Consider the following 26,321-nt stretch of genomic DNA (forward strand, 5'->3'; position numbering starts at 1 on the left):
TCTTAAAATCTTATTTTACTGCTTCTTTCAAAGCGTCTACCTTGTCCAAACGTTCCCATGGAAGGTCAATATCTGTACGTCCCATGTGTCCATAAGCTGCTGTTTGACGGTAAATTGGACGTTTAAGATCCAACATTTGGATAATTCCTGCAGGACGAAGATCAAAGATTTGACGCGCTGCTTTTTCAAGCTTGCTTTCAGCTATTGTTCCTGTACCAAAGGTATCGATACGAACAGAAACAGGCTGCGCAACACCGATGGCATAGGCCAATTGCACTTCTGCTTTCTTAGCAAGACCTGCTGCAACGATGTTCTTGGCAATATAGCGAGCCGCATATGACGCAGAACGGTCCACCTTAGTCGCATCTTTACCAGAGAAAGCACCACCACCGTGACGAGAGTAGCCACCATAAGTATCTACGATAATCTTACGACCAGTCAGACCTGAGTCCCCTTGAGGTCCACCGATTACAAAACGACCAGTAGGATTGATGAAGAATTTTGTTTGCTCATCCAAGTAAGAGGCTGGAATAACCTCTTTGATAACCTTGTTAATCACATCTTGATGAATTTGTTCATTAGTGGCTTCTGGATCATGCTGAGTTGAAATCACGACTGTCTCCACACGTACTGGACGGTCATTTTCATCATACTCAACCGTAACTTGTGATTTAGCATCTGGTCGAAGATAGCTAATTTCCCCAGACTTACGAAGTTCTGCCAGACGACGAACCAATTTATGACTAAGTGAGATTGGCAATGGCATGAGCTCTTCTGTTTCATCCACTGCAAATCCAAACATGAGCCCTTGGTCACCAGCGCCAATCAAGTCAAGCGGATCTTGGTCTGCATTCCCACGAACCTCCAAGGCTTCGTTAACACCTTGGGCGATATCCGGTGACTGCTCAACAAGTGACGGATGGACTCCCACTGTCTCAGCAGAAAAACCATATTCTGTATTGGTGTAGCCAATCTCTGCAATGGTATCACGAACCACACGGTTAATATCCACATAGGCATTTGTAGATATTTCACCAAAAACATGGACGGAACCAGTATATACAGCTGTCTCAGCAGCAACGTGCGCCTCTGGATCCTTAGCTAAAATAGCATCCAAAATCGCATCTGAAATTTGGTCTGCAATCTTATCTGGATGCCCCTCAGATACAGATTCAGACGTGAATAATTTACGTTCTGACATAAAAATGTCCCCCCTTAAAAATAGTGTTATAGAGTTACAAAGTACTGATAGGTATTTCTATAGTCTAAGAGTTACGACGCGAAAGAAATAAAAACGATTATTTTTTGTTTCTGAAGCTAGTAAGGCGCATAGGGTGACCGCATTATAGCGGCAACCGTAGAATGACGAACGACTTTGGAGCCATCATTCTTTGCGAGTTGCAACTCGCAAAGAAAAAATAGAAATTTCTACCATCTTATCGGGACTATATAACTCTTCCATTATACCATTTTTAGGCTCAATTTGCAGTCTTTAATATGGTGTTTCAATGTAGATATTTCGTTCTCATAAAGCAAAAAGTTGGAGCTCAGTACTCCAACAATTGCTATTAAAATGTTTGGCGTTTTGCTTTACGCTCTGCACGACCGCGAGCGCGATTTTCAGCGCGCTTGGTTTTGCGGCGTTTTTCATCAACCGCCCATTTAATTTTCTTCTTATAACCCGGTTTGACTTTTTTCTTTTTCTTTTTAACCAAACCAATCATTTCGATATCAAGTTTATCTTGTTTTTTCTCACGGTTAGCACGACGATCACGGTCATAAGTATCTTGGAATTCTCCATCTTTTACCATCTTAGGAGTAAACTTGATTCCCAATTTCTCCAACTCACGGATATCCGAGTCATCACTTGGCTGATAAAGGGTAATAGCTGTACCTGGTAGGCCATTTCGTCCAGTACGACCAACACGGTGAACAAAGAAGGACAAATCTTGCGGAATAGCATCATTGATGACATGGCTGACACCTTCAATGTCAATTCCACGCGCTGCCAAATCTGTTGCGACAATATATTCAAAATCCAGATTTTTAACCTGGTTCATGATACGTTTGCGCTCACGAGGGGCAATATCCCCATGGATTTTTGCCACCTTCAAGCCTTGAGCAGTCAGATATGAATGCAATTCATCAGCACGCGTTTTAGTGTTAACAAAAATCATGGCCAAATACGGTTGCATCAACTGAGTCAACTGGTAAATTTGAGCATTCTTATCTCGTCCCTTGGTCGAAATCAACCAATTATCAATGGTATCAGAAATGACCGTTTTGGTCTTGATTTTCTCCATAACAGGATTTGATAAGTATTTTTTCAAGAATGGTTGCAGTTTTTGTGGAATAGTCGCTGAGAAGACCATGAATTGCAGGTCTTTTGGAAGGCTTCCAGCAATCTTATCAACAGTTTCTAAGAATCCCATATCCAAGGTCATATCTGCCTCATCAACCACAAAGGTCTTAGCCTTGTGAATAGCTAAATCACCAGATTTAACCAAGTCATAGATACGACCTGGCGTACCGATAACAATATGAGGCTGGTTACTTGCCAATTTCTCAATCTGGCGAGCCTTATCTGTCCCTCCCACATAATTAACCACACGAACTTCTACTTCTGAATGAGTAGCAATCTGACGGGCTGCTTGGTAAATCTGAGTAGCTAATTCACGGCTCGGTGCAGTAATGACTGCTTGAACACTATCGCTGGCTTCATCTAATTGCTGGAAAATCGGCAATAGGAAAGTATGAGTCTTACCCGAACCTGTTTTTGATTCACCGACTAGGTCACGACCTGCCAAAACAATAGGAATCAACTTATCTTGCACCTCTGTTGGAGTTGTAAATTTTAACTCCTCCAAGGCTTCTCTAATATAGTTTTTAAATTGAAATTTCGTAAATGACATAATATCCTCGATTCTATCTATCTTATCAATTATACCATATTTTATTTCATTGCAGTAGTCTCACTTATAGAGCTTACTTTCAGTAGCTTATCTAATCAAAAAAGGCTGGAATGTTATAATTCCAACCTCTTTTCAGTCATTATTTCCAGTTTAAAATAGCATTTAAGCCATAGTGATCACTAACTTGTGGACTCTTGTTACCATCAAATACGACATGTAAATTTTCTACCGCTAACTCCTTAGTGGTAAAAACATAGTCGATTCGAAGTGGTTCTGTGTTCCCCTTCCAGCCATCAATTTCTGGTGGAACAGTATAGCTACCACTTTTCTCTTGAGCAACTTCAAATGCGTCTTGTAAGCCTAATGGACTAGCTAAAATAGCTTGGTATCCTTCCTGACCAGCTGGGTTGTTGAAATCTCCAGCCAGCAAAAGTGGCTTGTTCAATTCTTTTAAGACAGCCTCAAATCGTGCCCATTCTTCTTGGAAACCTTTATCCCACCAAGAAAGATGGACACTGGCAACTGCAAGATCCTTGCCATCGACTACAGTTTCAGCCAGGGCGACACGGCGAGTATGATAGTCTGTTGGATCATCCACATCTGAAACCAAAATTTCTCTTGCTTCAATAGGTGTTTTAGACAAGATAGCCACACCTTCATGGTAGCGGTCATAACCAATATGGTTATAAGCCCAAGTCCAGTAGTAATCTTTCCCTTGCTCTGATAACTTTTCAACCAAGAGTCTAACATAGTGATCTTGGTGAATCGGTTCAGTTGCTGGCAAAGCTTGATAAAGGTCATTAACTTCTACCTTAGGCGAAGTAATCTCCTGATTGATTTCTTGGAAACATATCAAATCATAGTCTTTATCAAGAATATCTTCAAGCAAGAGCTGGAATTTTTCCTCAGCTTCTTTTTCCATCAAGCTATGAGTATTGAGTGTTAAAAATTTCATGCTTTTCTCCCAAAACAAGAGGTTGGAAAACAGCTTCCAACCTCAAGTGTATTACAATTCTACTTTAGCAACTGCTGTTTTAGCTGCAAGAGAACCTGTTTGTTCTAATTTAACTGATTTAATAGCTTCAGCATTTGTGAAGACAACTACTGTAGAAGTTTCACGACCTGCTGCACGGATAGCATCCAAGTCAGCTGTGACAAGAAGATCACCTGCTACAACTTTTTGTCCTTCAGCTACATGAACTGTAAATGGTTTTCCTTCAAGACTTACTGTGTCCAAACCAATGTGAACAAGTACTTCAAGACCCGCTTCAGTCACAAGACCAAGAGCATGTTTTGTAGGGAAGATACTTGATACAGTACCTGAAACTGGAGATACAATGTTTCCATTTGCAGGTTCTACAGCAAATCCGTCACCCATCATTTTTTGAGCAAATACTGGATCTTTTACTTGTTCCAAAGCAACAACTTGTCCATCTGCTACTGAGTAAACTTCCTCTGTTACACCTTTGTAGTGTACAGTGTTTTGTTGCGCTTCTGTCATTTGACTTGGAAGAGTTTCAGGAATGATTTCACCTGAATCAAGGATATCTTGGATATCAGATTTCAATACGTCTGCTTTTGGACCGTAGATAGCTTGAACTCCTTGTCCTTTCATGACAAGACCCATAGCTCCTTCTGCTTTCCATTGCTCTGCATTTCCTACTTTATCTGCATCTTTAACAGTTACACGAAGACGAGTCATACATGCATCAACATCAACGATGTTTGCACGTCCACCAAGAAGGTTGATAATGTTTACAGCTTGAGAACCTGCTGCAACTTTCACTTCACTGCTAGCTTCTTCTGAACCTTCAGCAGTTTCGTAGTTTCCGTTACGTCCTGGAGTTGCGTAGTTGAATTTTTGAATCATGAAGTTTGCGATAAAGTACATGATTACAGCAAAGAGAACAGTTACCCAAACGAAGTTAACGATATCCATACCGATACCAGCACTGATTGCAATAGGTGTACGAGTCAAGAACTCGATTGAACCGAATGAGTGCATACGTAGGTTTACGACGTCAGCCATAGCGAAGGCCGCACCTTGAACAAGTGAGTAAACAAGATACATAGGTGTTGCGATGAACATGAACATGTATTCGATTGGTTCAGTAACCCCTGTCAAGAATGTAGCAAGAGCTGTCGCAATCATCATACCTTTGTATTTGTGTTTCTTGTCAGCATCAACATTACGATAAATAGCAACGAGGACACCCATCAAGATACCGAATGAACCGATCATTTGTCCAACTTTGAAACGAGCTGGATGGACTGTATCTAACAAGTGTTGGTATTGACTAGCATCAGTACCTTTAAGGTTTACAAGGTCTGTTACCCATGCAAGCCATAGTGGGTCTTGACCAAATACTTGGCTACCTTTTGCTGCACCAGTTAAGACTTCATAAGTACCACCAAGAGCTGTGTAGTTCATTGGGATAGTCAACATGTGGTGAAGACCAAATGGCAAGAGCAAGCGTTCCAATGTACCATACAAGAATGGTGCAAGGATTGGAGCAGTTTCTTGTGAGTTAGCAATCCAGATACCAAAGCTATTGATACCAGTTTGCACAAGTGGCCAGAAAGCTGAAAGTACGATTGCAGCGATTACTGAACGAAGAATAACTACAAACGGTACAAAACGTTTTCCGTTAAAGAATGAAAGTGCATCAGGAAGCTTACGGAAGTTGTAGTATTTGTTGTAAGCAGTTGCCCCAATAAAACCAGAAATAATCCCTACGAAGACACCCATGTTCAAGGCTGGAGCTTCCATAACACTGATAAAGTAATCAGCAACTTTGATTGATCCACCGAAGAGTGTTGTTACCATAGCTTCTGGATTTTTCAACATATCTCCTGATACGCCAAAGATTGTACCAGTGATACGATTGATTAGGATAAAGGCAAGACCTGCCGCAAACGCACCACCAGCGCGTTCCTTAGCCCAGCTTCCTCCAATAGCGAGGGCGAACAAGATATGAAGGTTAACGATAACTCCCCAACCGATTTGCTCTAGTACACCACCAGTAATAACGAGTGGTGCAAAGGTTGGGTTAATCATCACAAGTGACTTACCGATTGAAATCATCAAACCAGCAGCCGGCATAACAGCGATAACCACCATCAAAGCCTTACCGAATTTTTGCCAAAACTCGAAAGACAAGACATTTTTGAATGTATCTTTCATCATTCAAATCTCCTTTATTTTTATTTAGGCAAACGTTTTACGAAAACGTTTGCACTTTCTACAATTCAATTATACCACTTTTTTTTTTTTTGTAAAGGCTTTTATTAAAAAAAGTAGACTTTTTTCTAAAATTTTTGTAGTAAAAAAGGAGATAGTAAAATCTCCTCAAATATACATCTATTAAAATTTAGACTTTTAAGAATCGGCGCATGGAAATTCCTGATCCCAGTGAACCAATGAAAATTCCAATCACAAATAATAAGGCAATCATCAGTGGACTGAATACTTCTGGTGATATCATTGAAAGGTTCTGACCAACCAATGACTTATTAACCGATTGGTAAACCATTTTATAGACAATAAATACCAGAATTGATGGAAGTGTTGCTCCAAGCAAACCAATGAAGGCACCTTCAAGCAAGAAAGGTCCGCGGATATAGCCATTCTTAGCACCTACTAAACGCATGATTTGAATTTCACGGCTTCGTGAAATGATGGTGATACGTATAGTATTAGAAATCAAGAACACCGCAATGAAAATCAATAATCCAGCGATAACTAGTCCCCAGACACGAATAAATGAGGCTAACTTAAACAAGCGTTCTGTATTGGCACCACCATCTTGAACTTCTGACACACCTTCGATTTTTTTAGCCTCTTCTGCTACTGTCTTTACATCACTTGGTGTATTGGTATCTACTATATAGGCATCATAAAGTGGGTTTGCATCACCTTCAAAGATTTTCCAGTTGTCCCCCATTGTTTCTGTCAACTTTTCATATTGTTCTTCTTTGCTTGAGAAGGTAACACTTTTAACAGTTGACATACCTTTCAAAGCATCGTATACCTTATGGTAGTCGTTATTTGTAACAGTTTGGCCTTCTTTTTCAATAGTCTCACTATTATCAGCTACATCCTTACGAATGTATACCATTACTCGGACGTTATTTTCAATATCTGTAGCTAGTTTAGCCGTATTAAAGATAACAGATGCAAATATTGCAACCAAGGTCAAAGTAATCATAACTGAACTGACAGCAGCTACTGTCATCCAGCCATTTCGTTTCAAACTTTTTAACGATTCAAATAAATGACGAAAAAATCTACTAATCATCGTATCCATATTCTCCTTTAGCTTCGTCACGAACGACACGGCCATTTTCAATGGCAATGACACGGTGGCGCAAGGTATTTACAATCTGACTGTTGTGGGTAGCCATCAAGACAGTTGTACCTTGGAGATTGATGCGTTCCAACAAGTTCATAATTTCCCATGAATTATCTGGATCCAAGTTTCCTGTTGGTTCGTCCGCAATCAATACTTTGGGATTATTTACAATAGCACGCGCAATCGCAATCCGCTGTTGCTCTCCACCTGAGAGCTCATTTGGGAAAGAACGAACCTTATGCTTCAATCCAACCAAGTCTAAAACTTCCATAACACGTTTTTTGATATTACGGCGACTTTCTCCAATTACCTCCATTGCATAAGCAATATTTTCATAAACGGTTTTCTTTGGTAACAGTTTATAATCTTGGAAGACAACCCCAACACTACGACGTAGGAGAGGGACATCTTTCTTTTTTATTTTAACTAGATTAAAACCAGCAACAGATAAGCTTCCTTTTTCGATTTTTACTTCGCGATACAAAGAACGAATAAAGGTTGATTTCCCAGCTCCTGACGGACCTACGATATAGGCAAATTCTCCTGGTTGAATGCTGACCGAAACACCACGTAGGGCAGTCGTTCCGTTGTCGTATTTTTTGACGACATCTCTCATTTCAATGATTGACATGTGAGTTCCTTTCTATCTTAGCTGATTCGCCACTTGAGGTAGGCATCGATAAAACCATCTAGGTCTCCGTCCATAACCTTATCTACCTGAGCAACTTCAAAGCTAGTTCGATGATCTTTTACCATAGTATAAGGCGTGAAGACATAAGAACGGATTTGGCTTCCCCATGTGATTTCTTTTTTCTCGCCCTTGAGGGAATCAACTTCCGCAGCTTTCTTTTCTTGCTCCATTTGATAGAGCTTGGCCTGCAACATCTTCATGGCACGATCTCTATTTCCATACTGGGTACGATCGACTGTTGACTGGACGACAGTTCCCGTAGGAATGTGTGTCAAACGAACACCTGTTGAAACCTTGTTGACGTTTTGTCCACCAGCTCCACCTGAACGGAAGGTATCCATCTTGATATCATCTTCCCGAATTTCCACTTCAATGGTATCATCCAATTCTGGCATTACTTCTACAGATGTGAAAGAGGTATGGCGACGTTTAGCAGAGTCAAATGGTGAAATTCGCACCAAACGGTGTACACCCATTTCTGACTTGAGAAGACCATAGGCATTGGGCCCTTCAAATGATAGGGTTACTGACTTGATACCAGCTTCATCTCCTGCTTGGTAATCCAATACTTCCACTTTAAAGCCTTTAGCATTTCCATAGCGAGTGTACATACGAAGCAACATATCACCCCAGTCCTGAGCCTCAGTACCACCGGATCCTGGATGGATTTCCAAGATGGCATTATTATGGTCATAAGGTTCTGACAAGAGCAAGGTCATCTCGTAACTGGTTATCATCTTATCAAGTTCTGACAACTGTTCAACCAATTCTTCATGCACCGACTCATCTTCAGCTAAAAAGTCTAATAAAATTTCGACTTCATCCTGCAACTCTTCCATTTTGTGGAAGGTGTTGTAGGTGTTTTTTAATTCATTTAATTCTTGCGACGTTTTTTGGGCCGCGATATTATCGTTCCAAAAATCAGGTTCTGTCATCTTGTTTTCCAAGATGGCAATCTCTTCCTCTAGACCTTCTAGGTCAAAGAGACCCCCTGAAAGAAGCTAATTTTTCACGATTTGCGTCAATTTTCTGACGAATTACTGAAATGTCCATAAATACTCCTTTTTTACATCGTTTCATTATAGCATATTTTATCATTTCTTTCCATCTTTTGCTCTAATCCCTTATTACACGTAAAAAGAAGCCTTTCGGCTTCCCTTCTTACAAGACTTTTGCTGAAGTACGAGTGATTTCTTCTACTTGAATATTCTCTGATTCAAATTTTTCTTTCAAGGCTGGTAAATCAATTGATCCATCGATTTGAACTTCGATAATCACCTTACCATCTTTACGCGGAATATTGACTGTATGGGAGATATTCAAATTTTCTTCTACAATCAAAGAAACAATCTTTCCGAGTACACCAACTTCATTTTCTGTAACAAAACGCACACGAATTCCTTCCTCACCATAACCAGCAATTTCAAGAAAGGCTTGGAAAACGTCACGGTCCGTAATAACCCCATAGACTTGATGGTTATCTACTACAGGAAGAATACCAATCTTATTTTTCAACATCAGATAAGTTGCATCCTCTAGACTCGCATAGCCTGAAACAGTGACAACATCGCGAATCATCACATCTTTTACTTTTGTCTTATTTAGAAGATAATTCATCTCATAGATAGAAAGACTTGTTGCCTTGGATGGACTAGCTTGGGCAATGGTTCCTTCAGTTACCAAACCAACCAATTGATCATTTTCGATAACAGGCAAGCGGTGCAACCCTTGCTCTCTCATCAAATCTGCTGCATGAGATACTGTTGTATCTGGACTAATATAAACTACCTTGCGGGTCATAAAATCTTTAACTGCCATGAGACTTCTCCTTTTCTATTCTTATCCCTATTATACAATCTTTTTGCAAATCTATCAAACGCTTACATTTCTTTTTCAAAATTCAGAAAAGTATGAATAAGCTAGCAAAAAGAGCTCTGAAATCGAGCTCTGTGATTGAAGGTAAGATACCTTTCATTCGATTTTTTCAATTATTAGAAATTGACCTTTTAATGTAGATCAAGATTTGTTCGCAATCTAAATATACCGACTAAAACAATTCACTGGATTCTGATGATTGCTTCGCAATCTCCATCCGCAACCTAAACTAGTCTCCCAGACTAGTTTAGCCACCCAGATATGCTTTTCTGACTTCTTCTGATGATGCGAGTTCTTTTCCTGTTCCTGATAGGACGATTTTCCCTGTTTCCAGTACATAACCTCGATCAGAGATTGCGAGTGCTTTATTGGCATTTTGTTCAATCAAGAGTACGGTCGTTCCTTGTTTCTGGATATCTTGAATGATATCAAAAATCTCTTGAATAAAGATTGGGGCAAGTCCCATTGATGGTTCATCTAAAAGAAGAAGCTTTGGCGTTGACATAAGAGCGCGTCCCATGGCAAGCATTTGTTGTTCCCCACCTGAAAGAGTGGCTGCATCTTGGTTCTTCCGTTCTTCAAGACGAGGAAAGCGTGAGAAAACCTTCTTCAAGTTAGCTTGATTTTCTTCACGATTTTTCTTCAAGAAAGCTCCCATTTCTAGATTTTCCATAACAGTCAAGCCAGGAAAGACGTGGCGTCCTTCTGGAACTTGTGAAAGGCCACCTGCTACGATTTTCTGAGCCGGCATTTTTTGGATTTCTTGACCTAAAAATTCAATTTTTCCTGAACTCGGTCTAACCAAACCAGACAAGGTACGGAGAATGGTTGTTTTACCAGCACCATTGGCACCGATAAGGGAAACAACCTCTCCTTCATTAACTTCAAAGCTTACATCACGGACTGCTTGGATCATACCGTAATGTACAGAAAGATTTTCAACTTTTAACATAGACATTAGGCTTCACCTCCTAGATAAGCTTCGATAACGCGTTTATTGGTCTTAATTTCGTCTGGAGTTCCTTGAGCAATTAAACGACCATATTCAAGTACGTAGATGCGTTCTGTTACTTCCATGACCAGATTCATATCGTGTTCAATCAACATGATTGAAATTTTAAATTCATCTTTGATACGACGAATTAACTCAGTCAATTCTGCTGTTTCCTGTGGGTTCATCCCTGCTGCTGGTTCATCTAAAAAGAGAATTTTAGGTTCCGTAGCAAGGGCACGAACAATTTCCAAACGACGTTGTTGTCCGTAGGCGAGGTTTTTAGCAAGAGTCTCTGCATCACCATCTAAATCGAAGATTTTCAACAATTCCAAAGCTTTAGCCTTTAATTCTTTTTCACTCTTGTAAAAAGCTGGTAAGCGTAAGAAACTAGCAAAAACATGTTGTTTGTGATGGTTGCCAAAAGCAATCAAAACATTGTCCAAAACTGTTAAATCTTTAAAGAGACGGATATTTTGGAAAGTACGTCCAAGTCCCAAAGAGGCAATCTTATATGGTGACTTTCCATTCAAAAGGTGACCATCTAAGGTAACTGTTCCCTCACTTGGTTCATAAACACCGGTCAAAAGGTTGAAAAGGGTTGTTTTACCAGCTCCGTTTGGACCGATTAATCCAACCAATTCCCCTTCATTTAATTCAAGAGTCACATCTCCAACAGCTGTTAGACCGCCAAAATGTTTGGTTAACTGTTTTACTTCAAGTAACGCCATTAGTTTTGTTCCTCCTTCTTAGATTTTTTAAAGAAACGTGATAGGCTCAATTCCCATGTTCCAAGGAGTCCACCTGGTCTGAAAATCATTACCAATACCAAGGCCAAAGCGTAAATAATCATACGCACGCTAGCAACATCTTGGAGAAGCATATTCAAAATTCCCAGAACAATAGCCGAAACAATGGCACCTGTAATTGAACCAAGTCCACCAAATACAACAATAATCAATACGTTGATTGAGTTAATGAATGTGTAATCTTTCGGTACAACAGACCCGATAAATCCTGCCTGAAGTGACCCTGCAATACTTGCAGTAATGGCACCAAAGACAAAAGCGATGATTTTAATTTTAGTCGTATTAACACCGACTGACTCTGCAGCGATTTCATCTTCACGAACAGAGAGAGTTGAACGACCAATTGGACTACGCAAGAAGTTCAAGGTTGCAATGGTTGTAATCACGACAAAGAAGTAAACCATTTGCCAAGTTGTAAAGTTTGGAATTCCCAAGATACCTGCCGCACCATTTGTAAGGCTTCCACCATTGATGATAAAGATACGGATAATTTCAGAAACACCAAGAGTCGCTACCGCAAGATAGTCCCCCTTCAAGCGTAAGGTTGGAATTCCGACAAGCAAGGCAACTGCTCCTGAAAGCAAAGCACCTATCAGCATAGCTCCAAAGAAGGCACCGTAGGTTGGTGATTTAGAACCAATAATAGCTGCTGCATAGGCACCAATCGCCATGAAACCAGCATGACCAAGTGAAAATTGTCCTGAAAAACCAACGATTAAGTTGAGACCAACAGCCAGAATAATATTAATTCCTATTTGTTGTAAAATCTGAACATAGAATAGATTGAGTACTCCGACTGAAACCAATACACTAATCAAGCCATAGCCAGCTAACAAAAGGAGTAACCATAGAATATTAACTTTTAAATTTTCTTTCATCGTTTACACCTTCTCTTTCACATTTTTACCAAGGATACCAGCTGGGCGGACAATCAAGATCAACAACAAGATTCCATAAACAATGGCATCACGGAAGTCTGACATTCCAAAGGCTGTCGCAAAGGTTTCCAATAGACCAATCACAAAGCCACCAAGAGCCGCACCAGGAATAATCCCGATACCACCAAGTACTGCGGCAACGAAAGACTTAAGACCTGGAGTAACACCCATCAAAGGTTCAAGAGAGTTATAATAGAGGGCAATCAGAACACCAGCCGCACCCGCAAGAGCTGAACCCAAAGCGAAGGTAAAGCTGATAGTACGGTTTACATTGATCCCCATCAATTGCGCCGCATCGCTATCTACGGATACTGCACGCATGGCTTTCCCCATCTTGGTCTTTTGGACAATGACTTGTAACAAAATCATCAAAATCAAGGAAATCGCCAAGATCATTAACTGCACGTTTGTTAAGCTAATTGGTCCCAGATCATAACGAACTGTTTGAATCGCTTGAGGGAAGGCACGAGTATTGGCACCAACCAGATAGACCATGCCATACTCCAATAGGAAGGAAACCCCAATAGCTGTAATCAAAACAGCAATACGAGTAGAGTGACGCAAAGGTCGGTAAGCAAGGAATTCAATCACGACACCAAGAATGGCTGTCGCTAGCATCGCTACAATAAGCGCTACAAAGAAATTCATTTGGAAAGAATTAATCAAGAAATAACCGATAAAGGCTCCCATCATATAAATATCACCGTGGGCGAAGTTGATGAGCTTGATAATTCCGTAAACCATGGTATATCCTAGGGCTAACAGCGCGTATACACTACCTAGAATCAAACCATTTACTAGTTGTTGGAGCATAAGATTCACTCTTTCTATTTATAATTTCGAGGGTTTTCCCTCACTTTTTGATAGGTTCTTAAACATCGAAACAGGGAGTGAGTCCGAGTCTCATTCCCTATTTCAACATTTTTCTATTATGGTTTTACAACTTCTGCTGCTTCAACCTTACCATTGTTCATGGTCATCATGTAAGCAGTTTTAACTGTATTGTGGTCTGCATCGAAGCTTGTTTGACCAGTTACACCTTCAAAGTCTTTTGTTTTAGCAAGATTATCCTTAATCTCACCTGAATTTTTAGCACCTTTTGCTGCGTTTGCTACAAGGTGAACTGAATCATAAGCCAAGGCTGCAAATGTTGAAGGCTCTTCGTTGTACTTAGCACGGTATGCATCAAGGAAAGCTTTTGCTTTAGCTGAAACTTCTACAGTAGTTGAGAAGCCTGAGATAAAGTAAATGTTTGATGCTTTTTCAGCAGTTGCTTGTTGTACAAACTCTTCACCATTGAATCCATCACCACCAACGATTGGTTTGTCAATTCCCATACCACGCGCTTGGTTTACAATTTTACCAGCTTCAGTGTAGTAACCAGGAACGATGATAGCATCAAAGTCTTTCCCTTTCATTTTTGTAAGGGCTGCTTGGAAGTCTGTGTCACCTGCTACGAAAGTTTCATCTGCAACGATTTCACCTTTGTAAGCTTCACGGAAGGCTTTGGCAATACCTTTAGCATAGTCGCTGGCATTGTCAGTGTAAAGAACAACTTTCTTAGCTTGCAATTTATCAGAAACATAGTTTGAGATAATTTTTCCTTGGAAGCTATCTTGGAAAGTTCCGATAAAGAGGTAATCTTGACCTTTAGTCAATCCATCTTGAGTCGCACTTGGTGAGATCAATGGAACACCAGCTTTTGTAGCGTTCGCTACCGCAGCTGCAGTTGCACCAGATGTCGCAGGTCCTACGATTGCTGATACTTTAGATTGGGTTACAAGGTTAGTTGTTACTGAAGCCGCCTCAGCTGTTTCAGACTTATTATCTTTATCGACTACTTCGATTTGTTTTCCATCGATACCACCTGCTGCATTGATTTCATCAACGGCAAGTTGGGCACCTTTTTGTTCAGATGTTCCGTAGGCTGCTACGGCACCAGTTTCTTCGAAGTTAAATCCGATTTTGATTGTCTTTTCATCTACTGAGTTACCAGCAGCGTTTGACGCTCCAGACTTCACTTCTCCACAGGCTGCAAGAAGTGCTACACTTGCAAGCGCCACAAACGATAGGGCAAATTTTTTCTTCATCTTTTTTGTCTCCTTATTTCTTAAATAAATAGCATGTTAAGAATATACCGAATTATCAGAAAATTGTCAACACTTTTCTTGAACTTTTTCAATGATAACGTTTTCCTCTCGATAAAGATTGCCCACAAAGGGTGTTTCAAGCTCTTGGATATGACAAACTCTGACTTTTTTTATAAATTTTTCCTTGCTCAAACGCCCGACCAATTGCTCCACTTCTTGAGTTGGAACATAAAGCTGTAAGTATCGATGTTTCTTGGAATGATAGGTAATATCTCCATAATCCTGCAGTTTTTTTGCATCACGATTATAGTAAAGATAGATAATCAAGCCAGATCGATTGACTTTTTCAAACATGATAAATCCTCTTTCTAAGAAATCTCCCCCTATTATACCAAAAAAAGCAAACTCAGTCGAGTTTGCCTTCTTTAATCATTAGTTCAATGAATTGTTGGCCATGATTTCATCAATAAAGCCATATTCAAGTGTTTCTTGGGCGCTCATCCAATTATCGCGTTCTGCATCTGCATGGACTTTTTCGATTGACTGACCTGAATTTTCAGCCAAGATTTTTTCCAAGATGTTACGAGTTTTGAGCAAGTGTTCTGCAGCAATCGCCATATCGGTTTGTTGAGTACCACCACCTGTACCACCCATTGGTTGGTGGATCATATACTCTGCATTTGGAAGCATGAAACGTTTGCCTTTTGCTCCACTTGACGCGATGACAGTCCCCATAGATGCAGCCATCCCCATAACGATAGTTTGGACATCTGCCTTGATAAAGTTCATGGTATCAACGATTGCCAAACCAGCTGAAACTGAACCACCAGGTGTATTGACATAAAGGTAAATATCTTTTGTACTGTCTTGGGCATCCAAGAAAAGCAATTGGGCAATAACAGAGTTAGCCATATTGTCTTCAACTGGACCTGTCAGCATGATGATGCGGTCTTTGAGAAGACGTGAGTAAATATCGTAGGAACGTTCTCCACGACTTGTTTGTTCAATAACTACAGGAATCATTCATTTCTCCTTTTGAGTTTTAATTTTGTTGGTCAAATGACTGAAGATAAGACTATTATAATATCTTGGTCAAAAAAGGTCAAATTTTTGCTCTGTTTTCATCAGACAGAAACAAAAATTCAACCTCCTTTCACGACTGGAAATTCTTTTCCAATTCATTCTTCTTTTCGATTTTATTTCGTACCGAACAAGCGGTCCCCAGCATCCCCAAGACCTGGAACGATATAACCGTGTTCGTTCAAGCGTTCATCCAAGGCTGCTGTAAAGATTTCTACATCTGGATGAGCTTCTTGAAGGGCTTTTACACCTTCTGGAGCAGATACAAGGCAGACAAATTTGATATTTGACGCGCCACGTTTTTTAAGAGAATCAACAGCTAAGATTGCTGAGCCACCTGTTGCCAACATTGGGTCTACGACAAAAATTTGACGTTGGTCAATATCTTCAGGCAATTTCACCAAGTACTCAACTGGTTGAAGCGTTTCTTCATCACGGTACATACCGATGTGGCCAACTTTAGCAGCTGGAACCAAGCTCAAGAGACCATCAACCATCCCGATACCTGCACGCAAGATTGGAACGATGGCCAATTTCTTACCTGCCAATTGTTTTTGAACTGTTTTTGTAATTGGTGTTTCGATTTCCACATCTTCTAGTGGAAGATCACGAAGTACTTCATACCCCATCAACATTGCAATCTCATCTACTAGCTCACGGAAAGCTTTTGTAGAAGTATCTGTACGACGCAAGATTGACAATTTGTGTTGAATCAGTGGATGATTAATAACTTCAATTTTTCCCATTTTTGGAGTTCCTTCTTTCAATTTATTTTTCTTATTATACCAAAAAACGGTTTAAAAATCTTTCTAAACCATTTATTTTTGATATTTTTTACATTAAATCTGCTTCTTTAAGAGCTTCCTGTACGGTCTCAAGTGGTAGATGGGTCAATTCAGTTCCCTTTTCTTGATAAAGGTATTGGGCATAGTCGTCCATTCGGTACTGGTTAATATAAACCACGCGCTTGCAACCGACCTGAAGCAATTGTTTTGTACAGTTGAGACAAGGAAAATGGGTTACATAGGCTGTAAAGCCTTTGGGAACACCACGTTCTGCACCTTGAAGGATAGCATTGACCTCAGCGTGAAGGGTGCGAACACAGTGGCCTTCGATGACCAGACATTCGTGATCAATACAATGCTCGGTTCCTGACACCGAACCATTGTAACCAGTGGAAATAACCTTATTATCTTTTACCAGAATCGCGCCCACTTTGGCACGTTTACAAGTGGAACGATTGGCAATTAGTAAGGCTTGGGCTGCAAAATACTCATCCCATGCTAGTCTTTTTTCAGTCATATCTCTTCTCCTTTTTCTCTATTTTTTAAAAAATGGTAACCGTAAATCCGCAATCTTTTCAGCTGGTACCTTCATGCCATCCTTGATCCATTTTAAAAGGACTGAGACGATGGCTGAACTCCAGAAGGAATGAAGATAAGAGCTGACACCTTTTGATTTTCCATGGTATTTTTCTAGAAATTCCTGCATAGCTTGGACAAAGATTTTTTCCAGATGGTAATCCAAGGCCAGTTGAATCACTCTGGCTTCCTTTCTTGCCTCGCGGAAAAGGTGAACCCAGACCAGATAAAGATCTGTCTTTAAATCGTAATGATGCAACTGTTCCATAATATTGTGGACAGTTTGTTTAAAGACGCTCTCTAAAATCTCCTCTTTGGAATCATAATTGCGATAAAAGGCCGCACGCGAAACGCCTGCACGTTTGACCAATTCAGAAATACTAATCTTGGTCAAGTCCTTTTTTTCCAAGAGCTGCAAGAGGGCTGTTTCGATGGCTTCTCTAGTTAATAAATTGGATTCTTGGTTTGATTTTCTGAGATTTTCAAGAGACTTTTCAGAGATTCTACGTTCAGACATAACATTTTCTTTCTACTTGTCACAACAGACGGATGAGGCTTTTGTTTCAAGGGTTTTCATGATATAATTGTAAAAAAAGACAGAACCTTTGTCAATGTATAACTGACAAAGATGGAGAATTTCTATGACTTGGAAGATTATTGCTGACTCTGGTTGTGATTATCGTCAACTGGCAAGACCAGCTATTGACACAACCTTTGTAAGTGTTCCCTTAACCATTCAAGTAGCTGATCAGGTCTTTGTTGATGATGCCAATCTTGACATTGACCAAATGATGGAAACCATGTATGCAACTGCAGAAGCTTCAAAATCAGCTTGTCCAAGCCCAGATGATTATTTGCGAGCATTTGAAGGAGCCAAAAACATTTTCCTAGTAACCATCACTGGTACTCTTTCTGGAAGCCACAATAGTGCTCAACTAGCAAAAAATATTTATCTGGAAGAACATCCTGATACTAAAATTCATATAATTGATAGTTTGTCTGCTGGTGGGGAAGTTGACTTGCTCGTAGAAAAATTGAATGACTTGATCGACCAGGGCTTATCTTTTGAAGAAGTGATTGAATCTATCACTGCCTATCAAGAAAAAACCAAGTTACTTTTTGTCCTAGCTAAAGTCGATAACTTGGTAAAGAACGGCCGTTTGAGCAAGCTTATCGGTACAGTCGTTGGCCTTCTCAACATCCGTATGGTTGGAGAAGCTAGTGAAACCGGAACTCTCGAACTACTACAGAAAGCACGAGGACCAAAGAAATCAGTTCAAGCTGCCTATGATGAGTTAGTAAAAGCTGGATATGCTGGTGGACGTATTATCATGGCCCAACGCAATAACGAGAAATGTTGCCAACAGCTCTCAGAGCGAATTCGCGAAACCTTCCCACAAGCAGATATTAAAATTATCCCAACATCTGGTCTCTGCAGTTTTTATGCAGAAGATGGTGGTTTGCTGATGGGATATGAAATTGATTAATTGCATTCTTGACAAGAGGTGACCATCATCTCTTGTTTTTTTGTGGTACAATAGAGCTATGAAACATTTTGATACTATTGTCATCGGTGGAGGACCTGCTGGTATGATGGCTACGATTTCCAGTAGCTTTTATGGACAGAAAACCCTCCTCATCGAAAAAAATCGGAAACTTGGAAAAAAATTAGCTGGGACTGGTGGTGGACGTTGCAATGTGACCAACAATGGTAGCTTGGACGACCTGCTAGCTGCCATCCCTGGAAATGGGCGCTTTCTCTACAGTGTCTTCTCCCAATTTGATAACCATGATATCATTAACTTTTTTACGGAAAATGGGGTTAAACTTAAGGTCGAAGACCACGGGCGCGTCTTTCCGGCCAGCGACAAATCACGAACTATAATCGAGGCTTTGGAAAAGAAAATTACTGAGCTAGGCGGTCAAGTCGCTACTCAAACCGAGATTGTTTCGGTTAAAAAGGTGGATGACCAATTTGTTCTTAAATCAGCTGACCAAATCTTCACTTGTGATAAACTGATTGTCACAACTGGTGGAAAATCCTATCCTTCCACTGGTTCGACTGGTTTTGGACATGAGATTGCCCGTCATTTTAAACACACCATTACCGAACTTGAGGCTGCTGAAAGTCCATTATTAACGGATTTTCCACACAAAGCACTTCAGGGGATTTCACTAGACGATGTGACCTTAAGCTATGGAAAACATGTCATCACGCACGATCTGCTTTTTACCCACTTTGGTTTGTCTGGCCCTGCTGCTCTGCGTATGTCTAGCTTTGTCAAGGGTGGGGAGGTTCTCTCGCTAGATGTTTTGCCTCAACTTTCTGAGAAGGACTTGGCTACATTTCTAGAAGAAAATCGGGAAAAATCCTTGAAAAATGCTTTAAGAACCTTGTTGCCAGAACGCTTGGCAGAATTTTTTGTGCAAGGCTATCCAGAAAAAGTCAAACAACTGACTGAAAAGGAACGCGAACAACTTCTCCAGTCTATCAAAGCACTCAAAATCCCTGTGACCGGAAAAATGTCCCTTGCCAAGTCCTTTGTTACCAAAGGGGGCGTCAGTCTTAAGGAAATCAATCCTAAAACTCTAGAAAGTAAGCTGGTCCCTGGCCTCCACTTTGCTGGTGAGGTACTGGATATCAACGCCCACACAGGTGGCTTTAACATCACTTCTGCCCTCTGTACTGGCTGGGTGGCGGGATCAAACCCAATCTAAATCTAAATTATTCAATGGCTAAATCAGCCCCAAAAGAAAGGAACTACTTTGGAACATATTATCTTGTTAAGGGGAGTTACTCCTAATGGAAAAAATGCTATCCCTAAAATGTCTTATCTAGTAGATATCTTGACAGAAGCTGGTTTTCAACAAGTTCGAACCTATATTCAAAGTGGGAATATCATTCTTGAAAGTGACTTAGATTTAGAAAAAATACGAGAACGTGTCCATACTCTAATAAATGAAAATATTGGTGCTGACTTAAAAATGGTAATCAAGAACAAAAGTGATTTTAAAAAAATTGTCCAAGAAAACCCGTTTGGAGAACACTATCTTTATGACCGTATACACGTGATTTTTTATCAAGAATCTATTCAAAGTCTCCCTTTAGAAAAATTGAAAATTGATTATGGTGAAGAAGAAATTTGTATCGGTAACCATTGTCTTTACCTCTATCTCCCTAGAACTGCAAAACAAAAGAAACTCCATACCAACTATCTTGAAAAGCTTTTTAATGTAGATTTGACAATGCGAAAACTAAATGTAGTAGAAAAATTATTAAGCAAGTAGTGCTTGAATTTAGTAAAAATCGGAAGAATACTCCTCCGATTTTATTTTGTCTGAGTTTGGACATAGTGGGCAATCACATCTGATGTGTACTGGGCTGTTCCAATTCCAAATTTGTCAATGTTTTCCTTAAACTCTGGGTTATAGACGTAGCCTTTACCGATATGACCGAATACTTCAATAGAGCAGTCGAATCCATAAGTACGGATGGCTTGCAAGAGTTTAGCAGCTTCTTCTTGGTTTTCTGTTGCTGTTACAGGCAGTCCAGCTTGAAGATTTTGTGACAAGGATCGAAATACTTGATTGAAGGCAGCCGTAGCTTCGTCTTCGTGACCTTTTTGGCGCTCGAGCGCTTGGTCCATCACTTCTTGTCCATATTTCTCTACCGCCTCTTGGTGGTATTTTTGATGGTCTTGGTAGTTAAATCCAGCAAATTTCTCTTGAATGCTCATTTCTCTTTCTCCTTTTTGTTCTTGAATGGTTTTTTGCAAGGTTGAAATCAAGGTATCCAGATGTTCCCTTTCTCGAGTCAAATAGTCCAACTGCCTGGTCAAATGAGGCAATAAATCTTCCCTTTCTTCCTTTAATAGCTCTGCTATTTTTTCTAAAGAAAAACCTAGATATTTGTAATAAAGAATAACCTGAAGGCGTTCCAAATCCTCCTGACTGTAGGTTCGATAGCCGTTTTCCGACTTTAAAGGAACCAAAAGTCCTATCTTATCGTAGTGGTGTAGGGTCTTGACAGAGACGCCCGAAAGCTGCGCAGCTTCTTTTATATGGTACATTATTTCCTCCTTATACTCAATGAAAATCAAAGAGCAAACTAGGAAGCTAGCCGCAGGCTGTACTTGAGTACGGTAAGGCGACGCTGACGTGGTTTGAATTTGATTTTCGAAGAGTATTACATTGATAGTATAACCCCTCCCCTCAGGTCAGAGTCAAGCGTTTTTGCGAAATTTTTTACTTTATCATAACATGAAAATGGTTTTCTTGACAGACCTTAGAAAACATGATAGGATAGTCAAGTCTATCAATCAAAAGAAACGCTCATTTTGAGTACTTATGAGGCTATTTGCCAAGGGCAGTAGCTTTTTCTTTTGTAATACTAATTTTAGGAGTTTAACTATGTCTGAAAAATCTCAATGGGGTTCTAAACTGGGCTTTATCCTAGCATCTGCTGGTTCAGCCATCGGACTTGGTGCCGTTTGGAAATTCCCCTACATGACTGCTGCTAACGGTGGAGGAGGCTTTTTACTGGTCTTTCTCGTTTCCACTATTTTAATCGGTTTCCCTCTCTTGCTTGCTGAATTTGCCCTCGGCCGAAGTGCTGGTGTTTCAGCTATCAAAACCTTTGGAAAACTAGGCAAGAATAGTAAGTACAACTTTATCGGTTGGATTGGTGCCTTTGCCCTTTTTATCCTTTTATCGTTTTACAGTGTTATTGGCGGCTGGATTTTAGTCTATCTAGGCATTGAGTTTGGAAAATTGTTCCAAATTGGTGGAACGGGGGATTATGCTCAGTTATTTACTTCAATCATTTCAAATCCAGCCATTGCCCTAGGAGCTCAAGCAGCCTTTATCCTATTGAATATCTTCATTGTATCACGTGGGGTTCAAAAAGGGATTGAAAGAGCTTCGAAAGTCATGATGCCCCTGCTCTTTATCATCTTTGTCGTCATCATCGGTCGTTCTCTCAGTTTGCCAAATGCCATGGAAGGGGTTCTTTACTTCCTAAAACCAGACTTCTCTAAGCTGACAAGTGCTGGTCTCCTCTATGCTCTGGGACAATCTTTCTTTGCCCTCTCACTAGGGGTTACAGCCATGCTGACCTATGCTTCTTACTTGGATAAGAAAACCAATCTGGTCCAGTCAGGAATTTCTATTGTAGCCATGAACATCTCGGTATCCATCATGGCGGGTCTAGCCATTTTCCCAGCCATGTCAGCCTTCAATATCCAATCTGAAGGAGGACCGAGCCTGCTCTTTATCGTCTTGCCTCAACTCTTTGACAAGATGCCTTTTGGAACCATTTTCTACATCCTCTTCCTCTTGCTCTTCCTCTTTGCGACAGTCACTTCTTCCGTCGTTATGCTGGAAATCAATGTAGGCAATATCACCAATCAGGACAACAGCAAGCGTGCCATGTGGAGTGCCATTTTAGGAATTTTGACCTTTGTCTTTGGAATTCCTTCAGCCCTATCTTACGGTGTCATGGCGGATGTTCACATCTTTGGGAAGACCTTCTTTGACGCTATGGACTTCTTGGTTTCCAATCTCCTCATGCCATTTGGAGCTCTCTGCCTTTCACTTTTTACAGGCTATATCTTTAAAAAAGCTCTTGCCATGGAGGAACTCCATCTCGATGAAAGAGCATGGAAACAGGGACTGTTCCAAGTCTGGCTCTTCCTTCTTCGTTTCATCATTCCAATCATCATCATCGTGGTCTTTATCGCCCAATTTATGTAATTAAAAAGGACTTGAGTAATGAACTCAGGCCCTTTCTTTTTTATGGATGGCTAACAATCAATTCCAAATCTTGTCCTTCTAGGGTCCAAGCTTCAACATCACTTGGTAGGATAAAGTGGCTACCTTTTTGGATTGGATAGTTTTTTCCGTCAACAGTCAGTTGACCTTGACCAGCTAAGACACTGAACAAGCTGTAGTCAGCTGTCTTTTCGAAGTCAACTTTTCCAGTAATTTCCCACTTGTAAACTGCAAAGAAATCATTGGATACAAGGAGAGTGGAACGCAAATCATCTGCTTTAACAGTTACAGGGCGGCTATTTGCAGGCTCACCAATGTTTAATACATCAATAGATTTTTCAAGGTGAAGTTCACGCAAGTTACCATTATCATCCTTACGGTCAAAGTCATAGACGCGATAGGTGGTATCGCTAGATTGTTGGGTTTCAAGAATCAAGATGCCCGCACCGATAGCATGCATGGTGCCACTTGGCACATAGAAGAAATCTCCAGCTTTAACTGGTACTTTTGTCAACAAGGCATCCCAGTTTTTATCTTCAATTTGCTGACGGAGTTCTTCTTTTGACTTGGCATTGTGACCGTAAATAATCTCTGAACCTTCATCCGCAGCGATGATGTACCAGCATTCTGTTTTTCCGAGTTCGCCTTCATGCTCCAGTCCATAAGCATCGTCTGGGTGAACTTGAACGCTGAGCCAGTCGTTAGCATCCAGAATCTTAGTCAAAAGCGGAAATACAGGCTCTGGACGGTTGCCAAACAATTCACGATGTTCCGCATACAAAGTAGCAAGGTCTGTTCCCTCAAAACGACCATTGGCCACCTTTGAAACGCCATTTGGATGGGCTGAGATGGCCCAATATTCTCCGATTTTTTCACTTGGGATGTCGTAGCCAAACTCATCACGTAGCTTGGTTCCACCCCAAATTTTTTCTTGCATAACTGATTGTAAAAATAATGGTTCTGACATCATATTCTCCTGTCTGATTTTTCTCCCCTCATTATAGCAAAAAAAGAGTTCCAGTTGAACTCTTTTTCACATCTTATAAAGTAGGGAGAAGATTTTATAAAAATAGTAACGATATACTTTTTTCTTTGATAGAGACGAACATAAAAGACTCTCGTAAAGCCAGCTGTCACTGGACTTTTTCCCTCAACTCTCATTCAAAAATTACTTTAATGAAGCATCTATTTTCATAAACGAACAAAACTGAAACCAGTCTTCTTTTTAAATCAAAGCTGTAATAGCCGTCACAAGGCCAAAAACAATACCTGGAGCATTGGCAGCAGCAAGGGGAATATCTCTTTCTTTCTTGAAAAGACCGTAGTAAACCCAGAGACTACAGTTGATGGCAGCAACCAAGGGCTGGATGAAATTTCCTTTTTGACCAGCCAGATTGTTCATAATTTGTGGGAAGTAAGACACATACATCATAACAGACATGAAGGTCGCTACCCAACCCAAAACTTTCATTTGTTTTTCGGACATTTTCAAAACCTCTTTTATTCTTTTATGCTTTTTATTTTATAATATGATGCAAAAATAAGCAAGAGTTTGAGAGTTTTGTTATAAAAATGTAAACTATTACAATCTTGTGATTAGAAAGCAGAGTGAAGTTAGGAAAAGTATATATAATCAGAAAAACGCATATTATTATGTATTGAAAAATCTTGATACTGGGTGTTTTTTTGCTGAAATATTTACTTTATTTTCTGATAAAACTGACTTTTAAGCCAGAATCAATATTTTCCTAAATCTACAACTTGTTGATATCTACTTTCATCATCAATATGATGGGCAATTTCTAACATCATTACAGGAAGAGAAAATAGTAGTTCATGTACCATGAAGGCGTTTTCTTTGTCTAGGGCTGCGGTCACTTCATCAGCCAATAACAGATTTTTTTTACGAAGAAGAAAACGTGCCAATTCAATCCTTACTCTTTGTCCCCCAGAAATATTCTCCCCGTTATTTTTGATAATAAAATCCATCCCACCCGTCAATTCAAAATCTAGTTTGACTTGTTTCAAAACAGCAAGCAACTCTTCCTCAGAAAATTCTTGTCCTAATGTTAAATTATAACGCACTGTATCGTTAAAGAGAAATGGGTGTTGGCTAATAATTCCTATACTGGATACAAAACTTGATGTACATTCATTAACAGTTGTCACACCGATAATTTCTCCCTCATCTGCTATTTCTTCTCCAGTAATGAGTCGAAACAAGGTTGACTTACCACAACCACTCGGTCCTTTGATTAAAACTTTCTGACCTACTTGAACATCCAAATTTAGATGAGTAAAAAGTTGTCTGTCACCATAGGATTTACTTAAATTTTTAATGTGCAGAGCATGCAATTCTTGCGCATCTTTTTTATCTATCTGTTTTACATCTCCAATTTCTAATACTCCAAAAATCTTATCTGCTGTCGTTTTTGCCCCTTGTATATCTACAGCATCATACATAATAGTCTGAATAGGGCTCACTAGCTGACCTGCTGCGATATACATAGCAACAAGACTTGCCACTGACACTTTCTGCCCAGCCATAGCAAAGTAAAAACCTAAAACAAGTGGTAAAACTTGGCTTAAAAAGACCATGAAACCGTTGCAAAAGAAAATTATATTATGGGTAAAGCAAAATTTTTGAATGGCTAGTTGATAATGTCTATTAATCTTCCAAAATCTGTTCTGATTTTCAGAAATTGCTTGGTTCATGAGTAGAGTATATGCTCCTCGGATACTATCAGATACTTGATTATGCACTTCTACTCTGCCTTGAGCCATGTCATCACCAGTATGTTTGAGTCTTTTATTCATCAAGAACTGAGGAATAGGACGTAAAATAGTGAAAAAGACAAAAATACTACCTAGTAACAAATTTTGCGAAATAATATAAATCGCTGTTAGTAATGCTACAAAGCTCCAGCAAATGATATTAACGTATTTTTCTAAGTAATTATCCCCAAAATACTCCATATCTTGTGTGAGCATGGTGATTTTTTCATCTTCGTTAAAATCTTTATTTATCATCAGCTTGTCAAATAAATCTGCCCTCATATTCATTTGAATTTCACGTCTAAAAACATTATGTGTATGATTACAAAAGAGCATTAAGCTATACAAGACGAAGTATACTGTAAAGCCAAAAACAGCAAACTGTATGATTTTAGAATAAGTCAGTTCTCCTTGATTTAAGGACAAGGCTTGTGATACGACTAAGGGTTGAGCAAGAGCCAAACCTCCATTTGCCAGTGCACCAATGATTGTATAAAACTTCGTTTTCTTATCCAGATAGTGAAATATTTTATTCATAATGCCCTCCTAGAAAGATAGAGAGACTAGCCACCCTATCCATTTTTATATAAACTTAACAAATATTACAATTATTGCTTACAACTTCAGGTTTTTTTACAACCTTTTTGTTTTTCTTGATAGATATTTTTGCTTACCCTT

Annotated in this window: 26 protein-coding genes; 4 read left to right on the forward strand and 22 right to left on the reverse strand. The window is 39.8% G+C overall.

All coding sequences use genetic code 11. The features are described 5' to 3' along the window. Positions 1 to 10: 10 nt before the first annotated feature. The 18 genes from metK to TZ90_RS05760 all read right to left on the reverse strand — a co-directional run bounded on the left by metK (position 11) and on the right by TZ90_RS05760 (position 17,616). Positions 11 to 1,201: a methionine adenosyltransferase gene (gene metK, locus TZ90_RS05675; protein WP_045611934.1), complete on the reverse strand. Its 1,191-nt coding sequence runs from the start codon at positions 1,199 to 1,201 to the stop codon at positions 11 to 13. 367 nt (positions 1,202 to 1,568) lie between these two features. Then, positions 1,569 to 2,912: a DEAD/DEAH box helicase gene (locus TZ90_RS05680; RefSeq protein ID WP_045611935.1), complete on the reverse strand. Its 1,344-nt coding sequence runs from the start codon at positions 2,910 to 2,912 to the stop codon at positions 1,569 to 1,571. A gap of 139 nt (positions 2,913 to 3,051) precedes the next feature. Further along, positions 3,052 to 3,867 (reverse strand): endonuclease/exonuclease/phosphatase family protein, encoded by an 816-nt coding sequence (locus tag TZ90_RS05685; protein ID WP_045611936.1) that lies wholly within the window; start codon positions 3,865 to 3,867, stop codon positions 3,052 to 3,054. 51 nt (positions 3,868 to 3,918) lie between these two features. Beyond that, a complete protein-coding gene (locus TZ90_RS05690; protein WP_080890737.1) occupies positions 3,919 to 6,099 on the reverse strand; it encodes a PTS transporter subunit IIBC in 2,181 nt (726 codons plus the stop codon). A gap of 184 nt (positions 6,100 to 6,283) precedes the next feature. Continuing rightward, entirely contained in the window at positions 6,284 to 7,210 is a 927-nt protein-coding gene (ftsX, locus tag TZ90_RS05695) for a permease-like cell division protein FtsX (protein WP_000625543.1), read from the reverse strand. Continuing rightward, positions 7,203 to 7,895, reverse strand: coding sequence for a cell division ATP-binding protein FtsE (ftsE, locus tag TZ90_RS05700; protein WP_000022260.1), 693 nt, complete (start codon positions 7,893 to 7,895; stop codon positions 7,203 to 7,205). The genes ftsX and ftsE overlap by 8 nt, the downstream gene beginning before the upstream one ends. A 17-nt stretch (positions 7,896 to 7,912) precedes the next feature. Beyond that, positions 7,913 to 9,008 (reverse strand): peptide chain release factor 2 gene (prfB, locus tag TZ90_RS05705; RefSeq protein ID WP_152620186.1). Its coding sequence is split into 2 segments (ribosomal slippage): positions 7,913 to 8,935 and positions 8,937 to 9,008, totalling 1,095 coding nucleotides; the frame shifts between segments, so codons are not numbered across the junction. A gap of 108 nt (positions 9,009 to 9,116) precedes the next feature. Continuing rightward, the gene (locus TZ90_RS05710; RefSeq protein ID WP_004256822.1) at positions 9,117 to 9,773 is read right to left on the reverse strand and encodes a CBS domain-containing protein; all 657 of its coding nucleotides are present in this window, start codon (positions 9,771 to 9,773) and stop codon (positions 9,117 to 9,119) included. A gap of 304 nt (positions 9,774 to 10,077) precedes the next feature. Further along, positions 10,078 to 10,788, reverse strand: a complete 711-nt coding sequence (locus TZ90_RS05715; protein WP_000062219.1) for an ABC transporter ATP-binding protein — start codon at positions 10,786 to 10,788, stop codon at positions 10,078 to 10,080. Beyond that, positions 10,788 to 11,552: an ABC transporter ATP-binding protein gene (locus TZ90_RS05720; RefSeq protein ID WP_045611941.1), complete on the reverse strand. Its 765-nt coding sequence runs from the start codon at positions 11,550 to 11,552 to the stop codon at positions 10,788 to 10,790. Before TZ90_RS05720 ends, TZ90_RS05715 begins: the two co-directional genes overlap by 1 nt. Next, positions 11,552 to 12,508, reverse strand: coding sequence for a branched-chain amino acid ABC transporter permease (locus tag TZ90_RS05725; protein WP_000662286.1), 957 nt, complete (start codon positions 12,506 to 12,508; stop codon positions 11,552 to 11,554). The genes TZ90_RS05720 and TZ90_RS05725 overlap by 1 nt, the downstream gene beginning before the upstream one ends. Positions 12,509 to 12,511: 3 nt before the next feature. Next, the gene (locus TZ90_RS05730; protein ID WP_000941421.1) at positions 12,512 to 13,381 is read right to left on the reverse strand and encodes a branched-chain amino acid ABC transporter permease; all 870 of its coding nucleotides are present in this window, start codon (positions 13,379 to 13,381) and stop codon (positions 12,512 to 12,514) included. A 116-nt stretch (positions 13,382 to 13,497) separates the two neighbouring features. Continuing rightward, positions 13,498 to 14,658 (reverse strand): ABC transporter substrate-binding protein, encoded by a 1,161-nt coding sequence (locus TZ90_RS05735; protein ID WP_045611943.1) that lies wholly within the window; start codon positions 14,656 to 14,658, stop codon positions 13,498 to 13,500. A gap of 66 nt (positions 14,659 to 14,724) precedes the next feature. Beyond that, entirely contained in the window at positions 14,725 to 15,012 is a 288-nt protein-coding gene (locus tag TZ90_RS05740; RefSeq protein WP_000462127.1) for a YlbG family protein, read from the reverse strand. Between the two features lie 78 nt (positions 15,013 to 15,090). Beyond that, positions 15,091 to 15,681, reverse strand: coding sequence for an ATP-dependent Clp protease proteolytic subunit ClpP (gene clpP / locus TZ90_RS05745; RefSeq protein ID WP_000613471.1), 591 nt, complete (start codon positions 15,679 to 15,681; stop codon positions 15,091 to 15,093). A 173-nt stretch (positions 15,682 to 15,854) separates the two neighbouring features. Beyond that, positions 15,855 to 16,484, reverse strand: coding sequence for a uracil phosphoribosyltransferase (gene upp / locus TZ90_RS05750; RefSeq protein ID WP_000515974.1), 630 nt, complete (start codon positions 16,482 to 16,484; stop codon positions 15,855 to 15,857). 88 nt (positions 16,485 to 16,572) lie between these two features. Next, the gene (locus TZ90_RS05755) at positions 16,573 to 17,040 is read right to left on the reverse strand and encodes a deoxycytidylate deaminase (RefSeq protein WP_000136974.1); all 468 of its coding nucleotides are present in this window, start codon (positions 17,038 to 17,040) and stop codon (positions 16,573 to 16,575) included. 18 nt (positions 17,041 to 17,058) lie between these two features. Next, positions 17,059 to 17,616: a TetR/AcrR family transcriptional regulator gene (locus tag TZ90_RS05760; RefSeq protein WP_045611945.1), complete on the reverse strand. Its 558-nt coding sequence runs from the start codon at positions 17,614 to 17,616 to the stop codon at positions 17,059 to 17,061. Between the two features lie 124 nt (positions 17,617 to 17,740). On the opposite strand from TZ90_RS05760, the gene TZ90_RS05765 reads away from it, so the two are divergent. Genes TZ90_RS05765 through TZ90_RS05775 form a run of 3 tightly spaced genes read left to right on the forward strand, consistent with a single transcriptional unit; the run spans position 17,741 to position 20,387 of the window. Further along, complete coding sequence (locus TZ90_RS05765; protein WP_045611947.1) at positions 17,741 to 18,586, forward strand: DegV family protein; 846 nt, start codon at positions 17,741 to 17,743, stop codon at positions 18,584 to 18,586. 58 nt (positions 18,587 to 18,644) lie between these two features. After that, positions 18,645 to 19,817 carry an aminoacetone oxidase gene (gene aao, locus TZ90_RS05770; RefSeq protein ID WP_045612582.1) on the forward strand — a complete coding sequence of 391 codons (1,173 nt, stop codon included), beginning with the start codon at positions 18,645 to 18,647 and terminating at the stop codon, positions 19,815 to 19,817. Positions 19,818 to 19,865: 48 nt separating this feature from the next. Beyond that, a complete protein-coding gene (locus tag TZ90_RS05775; RefSeq protein ID WP_000400051.1) occupies positions 19,866 to 20,387 on the forward strand; it encodes a DUF1697 domain-containing protein in 522 nt (173 codons plus the stop codon). Between the two features lie 41 nt (positions 20,388 to 20,428). Here the strand turns inward: TZ90_RS05775 and TZ90_RS05780 are convergent, their stop codons facing one another. Then, positions 20,429 to 21,169, reverse strand: coding sequence for a MerR family transcriptional regulator (locus TZ90_RS05780; RefSeq protein WP_045611950.1), 741 nt, complete (start codon positions 21,167 to 21,169; stop codon positions 20,429 to 20,431). 340 nt (positions 21,170 to 21,509) lie between these two features. On the opposite strand from TZ90_RS05780, the gene TZ90_RS05785 reads away from it, so the two are divergent. Further along, complete coding sequence (locus TZ90_RS05785; protein ID WP_045611951.1) at positions 21,510 to 22,850, forward strand: sodium-dependent transporter; 1,341 nt, start codon at positions 21,510 to 21,512, stop codon at positions 22,848 to 22,850. A gap of 40 nt (positions 22,851 to 22,890) precedes the next feature. On the opposite strand, the gene manA is transcribed toward TZ90_RS05785, so the two are convergent. The 3 genes from manA to TZ90_RS05800 all read right to left on the reverse strand — a co-directional run bounded on the left by manA (position 22,891) and on the right by TZ90_RS05800 (position 26,180). Continuing rightward, the gene (manA, locus tag TZ90_RS05790) at positions 22,891 to 23,835 is read right to left on the reverse strand and encodes a mannose-6-phosphate isomerase, class I (protein WP_045611953.1); all 945 of its coding nucleotides are present in this window, start codon (positions 23,833 to 23,835) and stop codon (positions 22,891 to 22,893) included. A 258-nt stretch (positions 23,836 to 24,093) separates the two neighbouring features. Next, a complete protein-coding gene (locus tag TZ90_RS05795; protein WP_001291476.1) occupies positions 24,094 to 24,354 on the reverse strand; it encodes a SemiSWEET family transporter in 261 nt (86 codons plus the stop codon). Between the two features lie 251 nt (positions 24,355 to 24,605). Then, positions 24,606 to 26,180: an ATP-binding cassette domain-containing protein gene (locus tag TZ90_RS05800; RefSeq protein WP_045611954.1), complete on the reverse strand. Its 1,575-nt coding sequence runs from the start codon at positions 26,178 to 26,180 to the stop codon at positions 24,606 to 24,608. Between the last annotated feature and the right edge of the window lie 141 nt (positions 26,181 to 26,321).

Source organism: Streptococcus mitis (assembly GCF_000960005.1).
Classification (GTDB): Bacteria; Bacillota; Bacilli; order Lactobacillales; family Streptococcaceae; genus Streptococcus; species Streptococcus mitis_CK.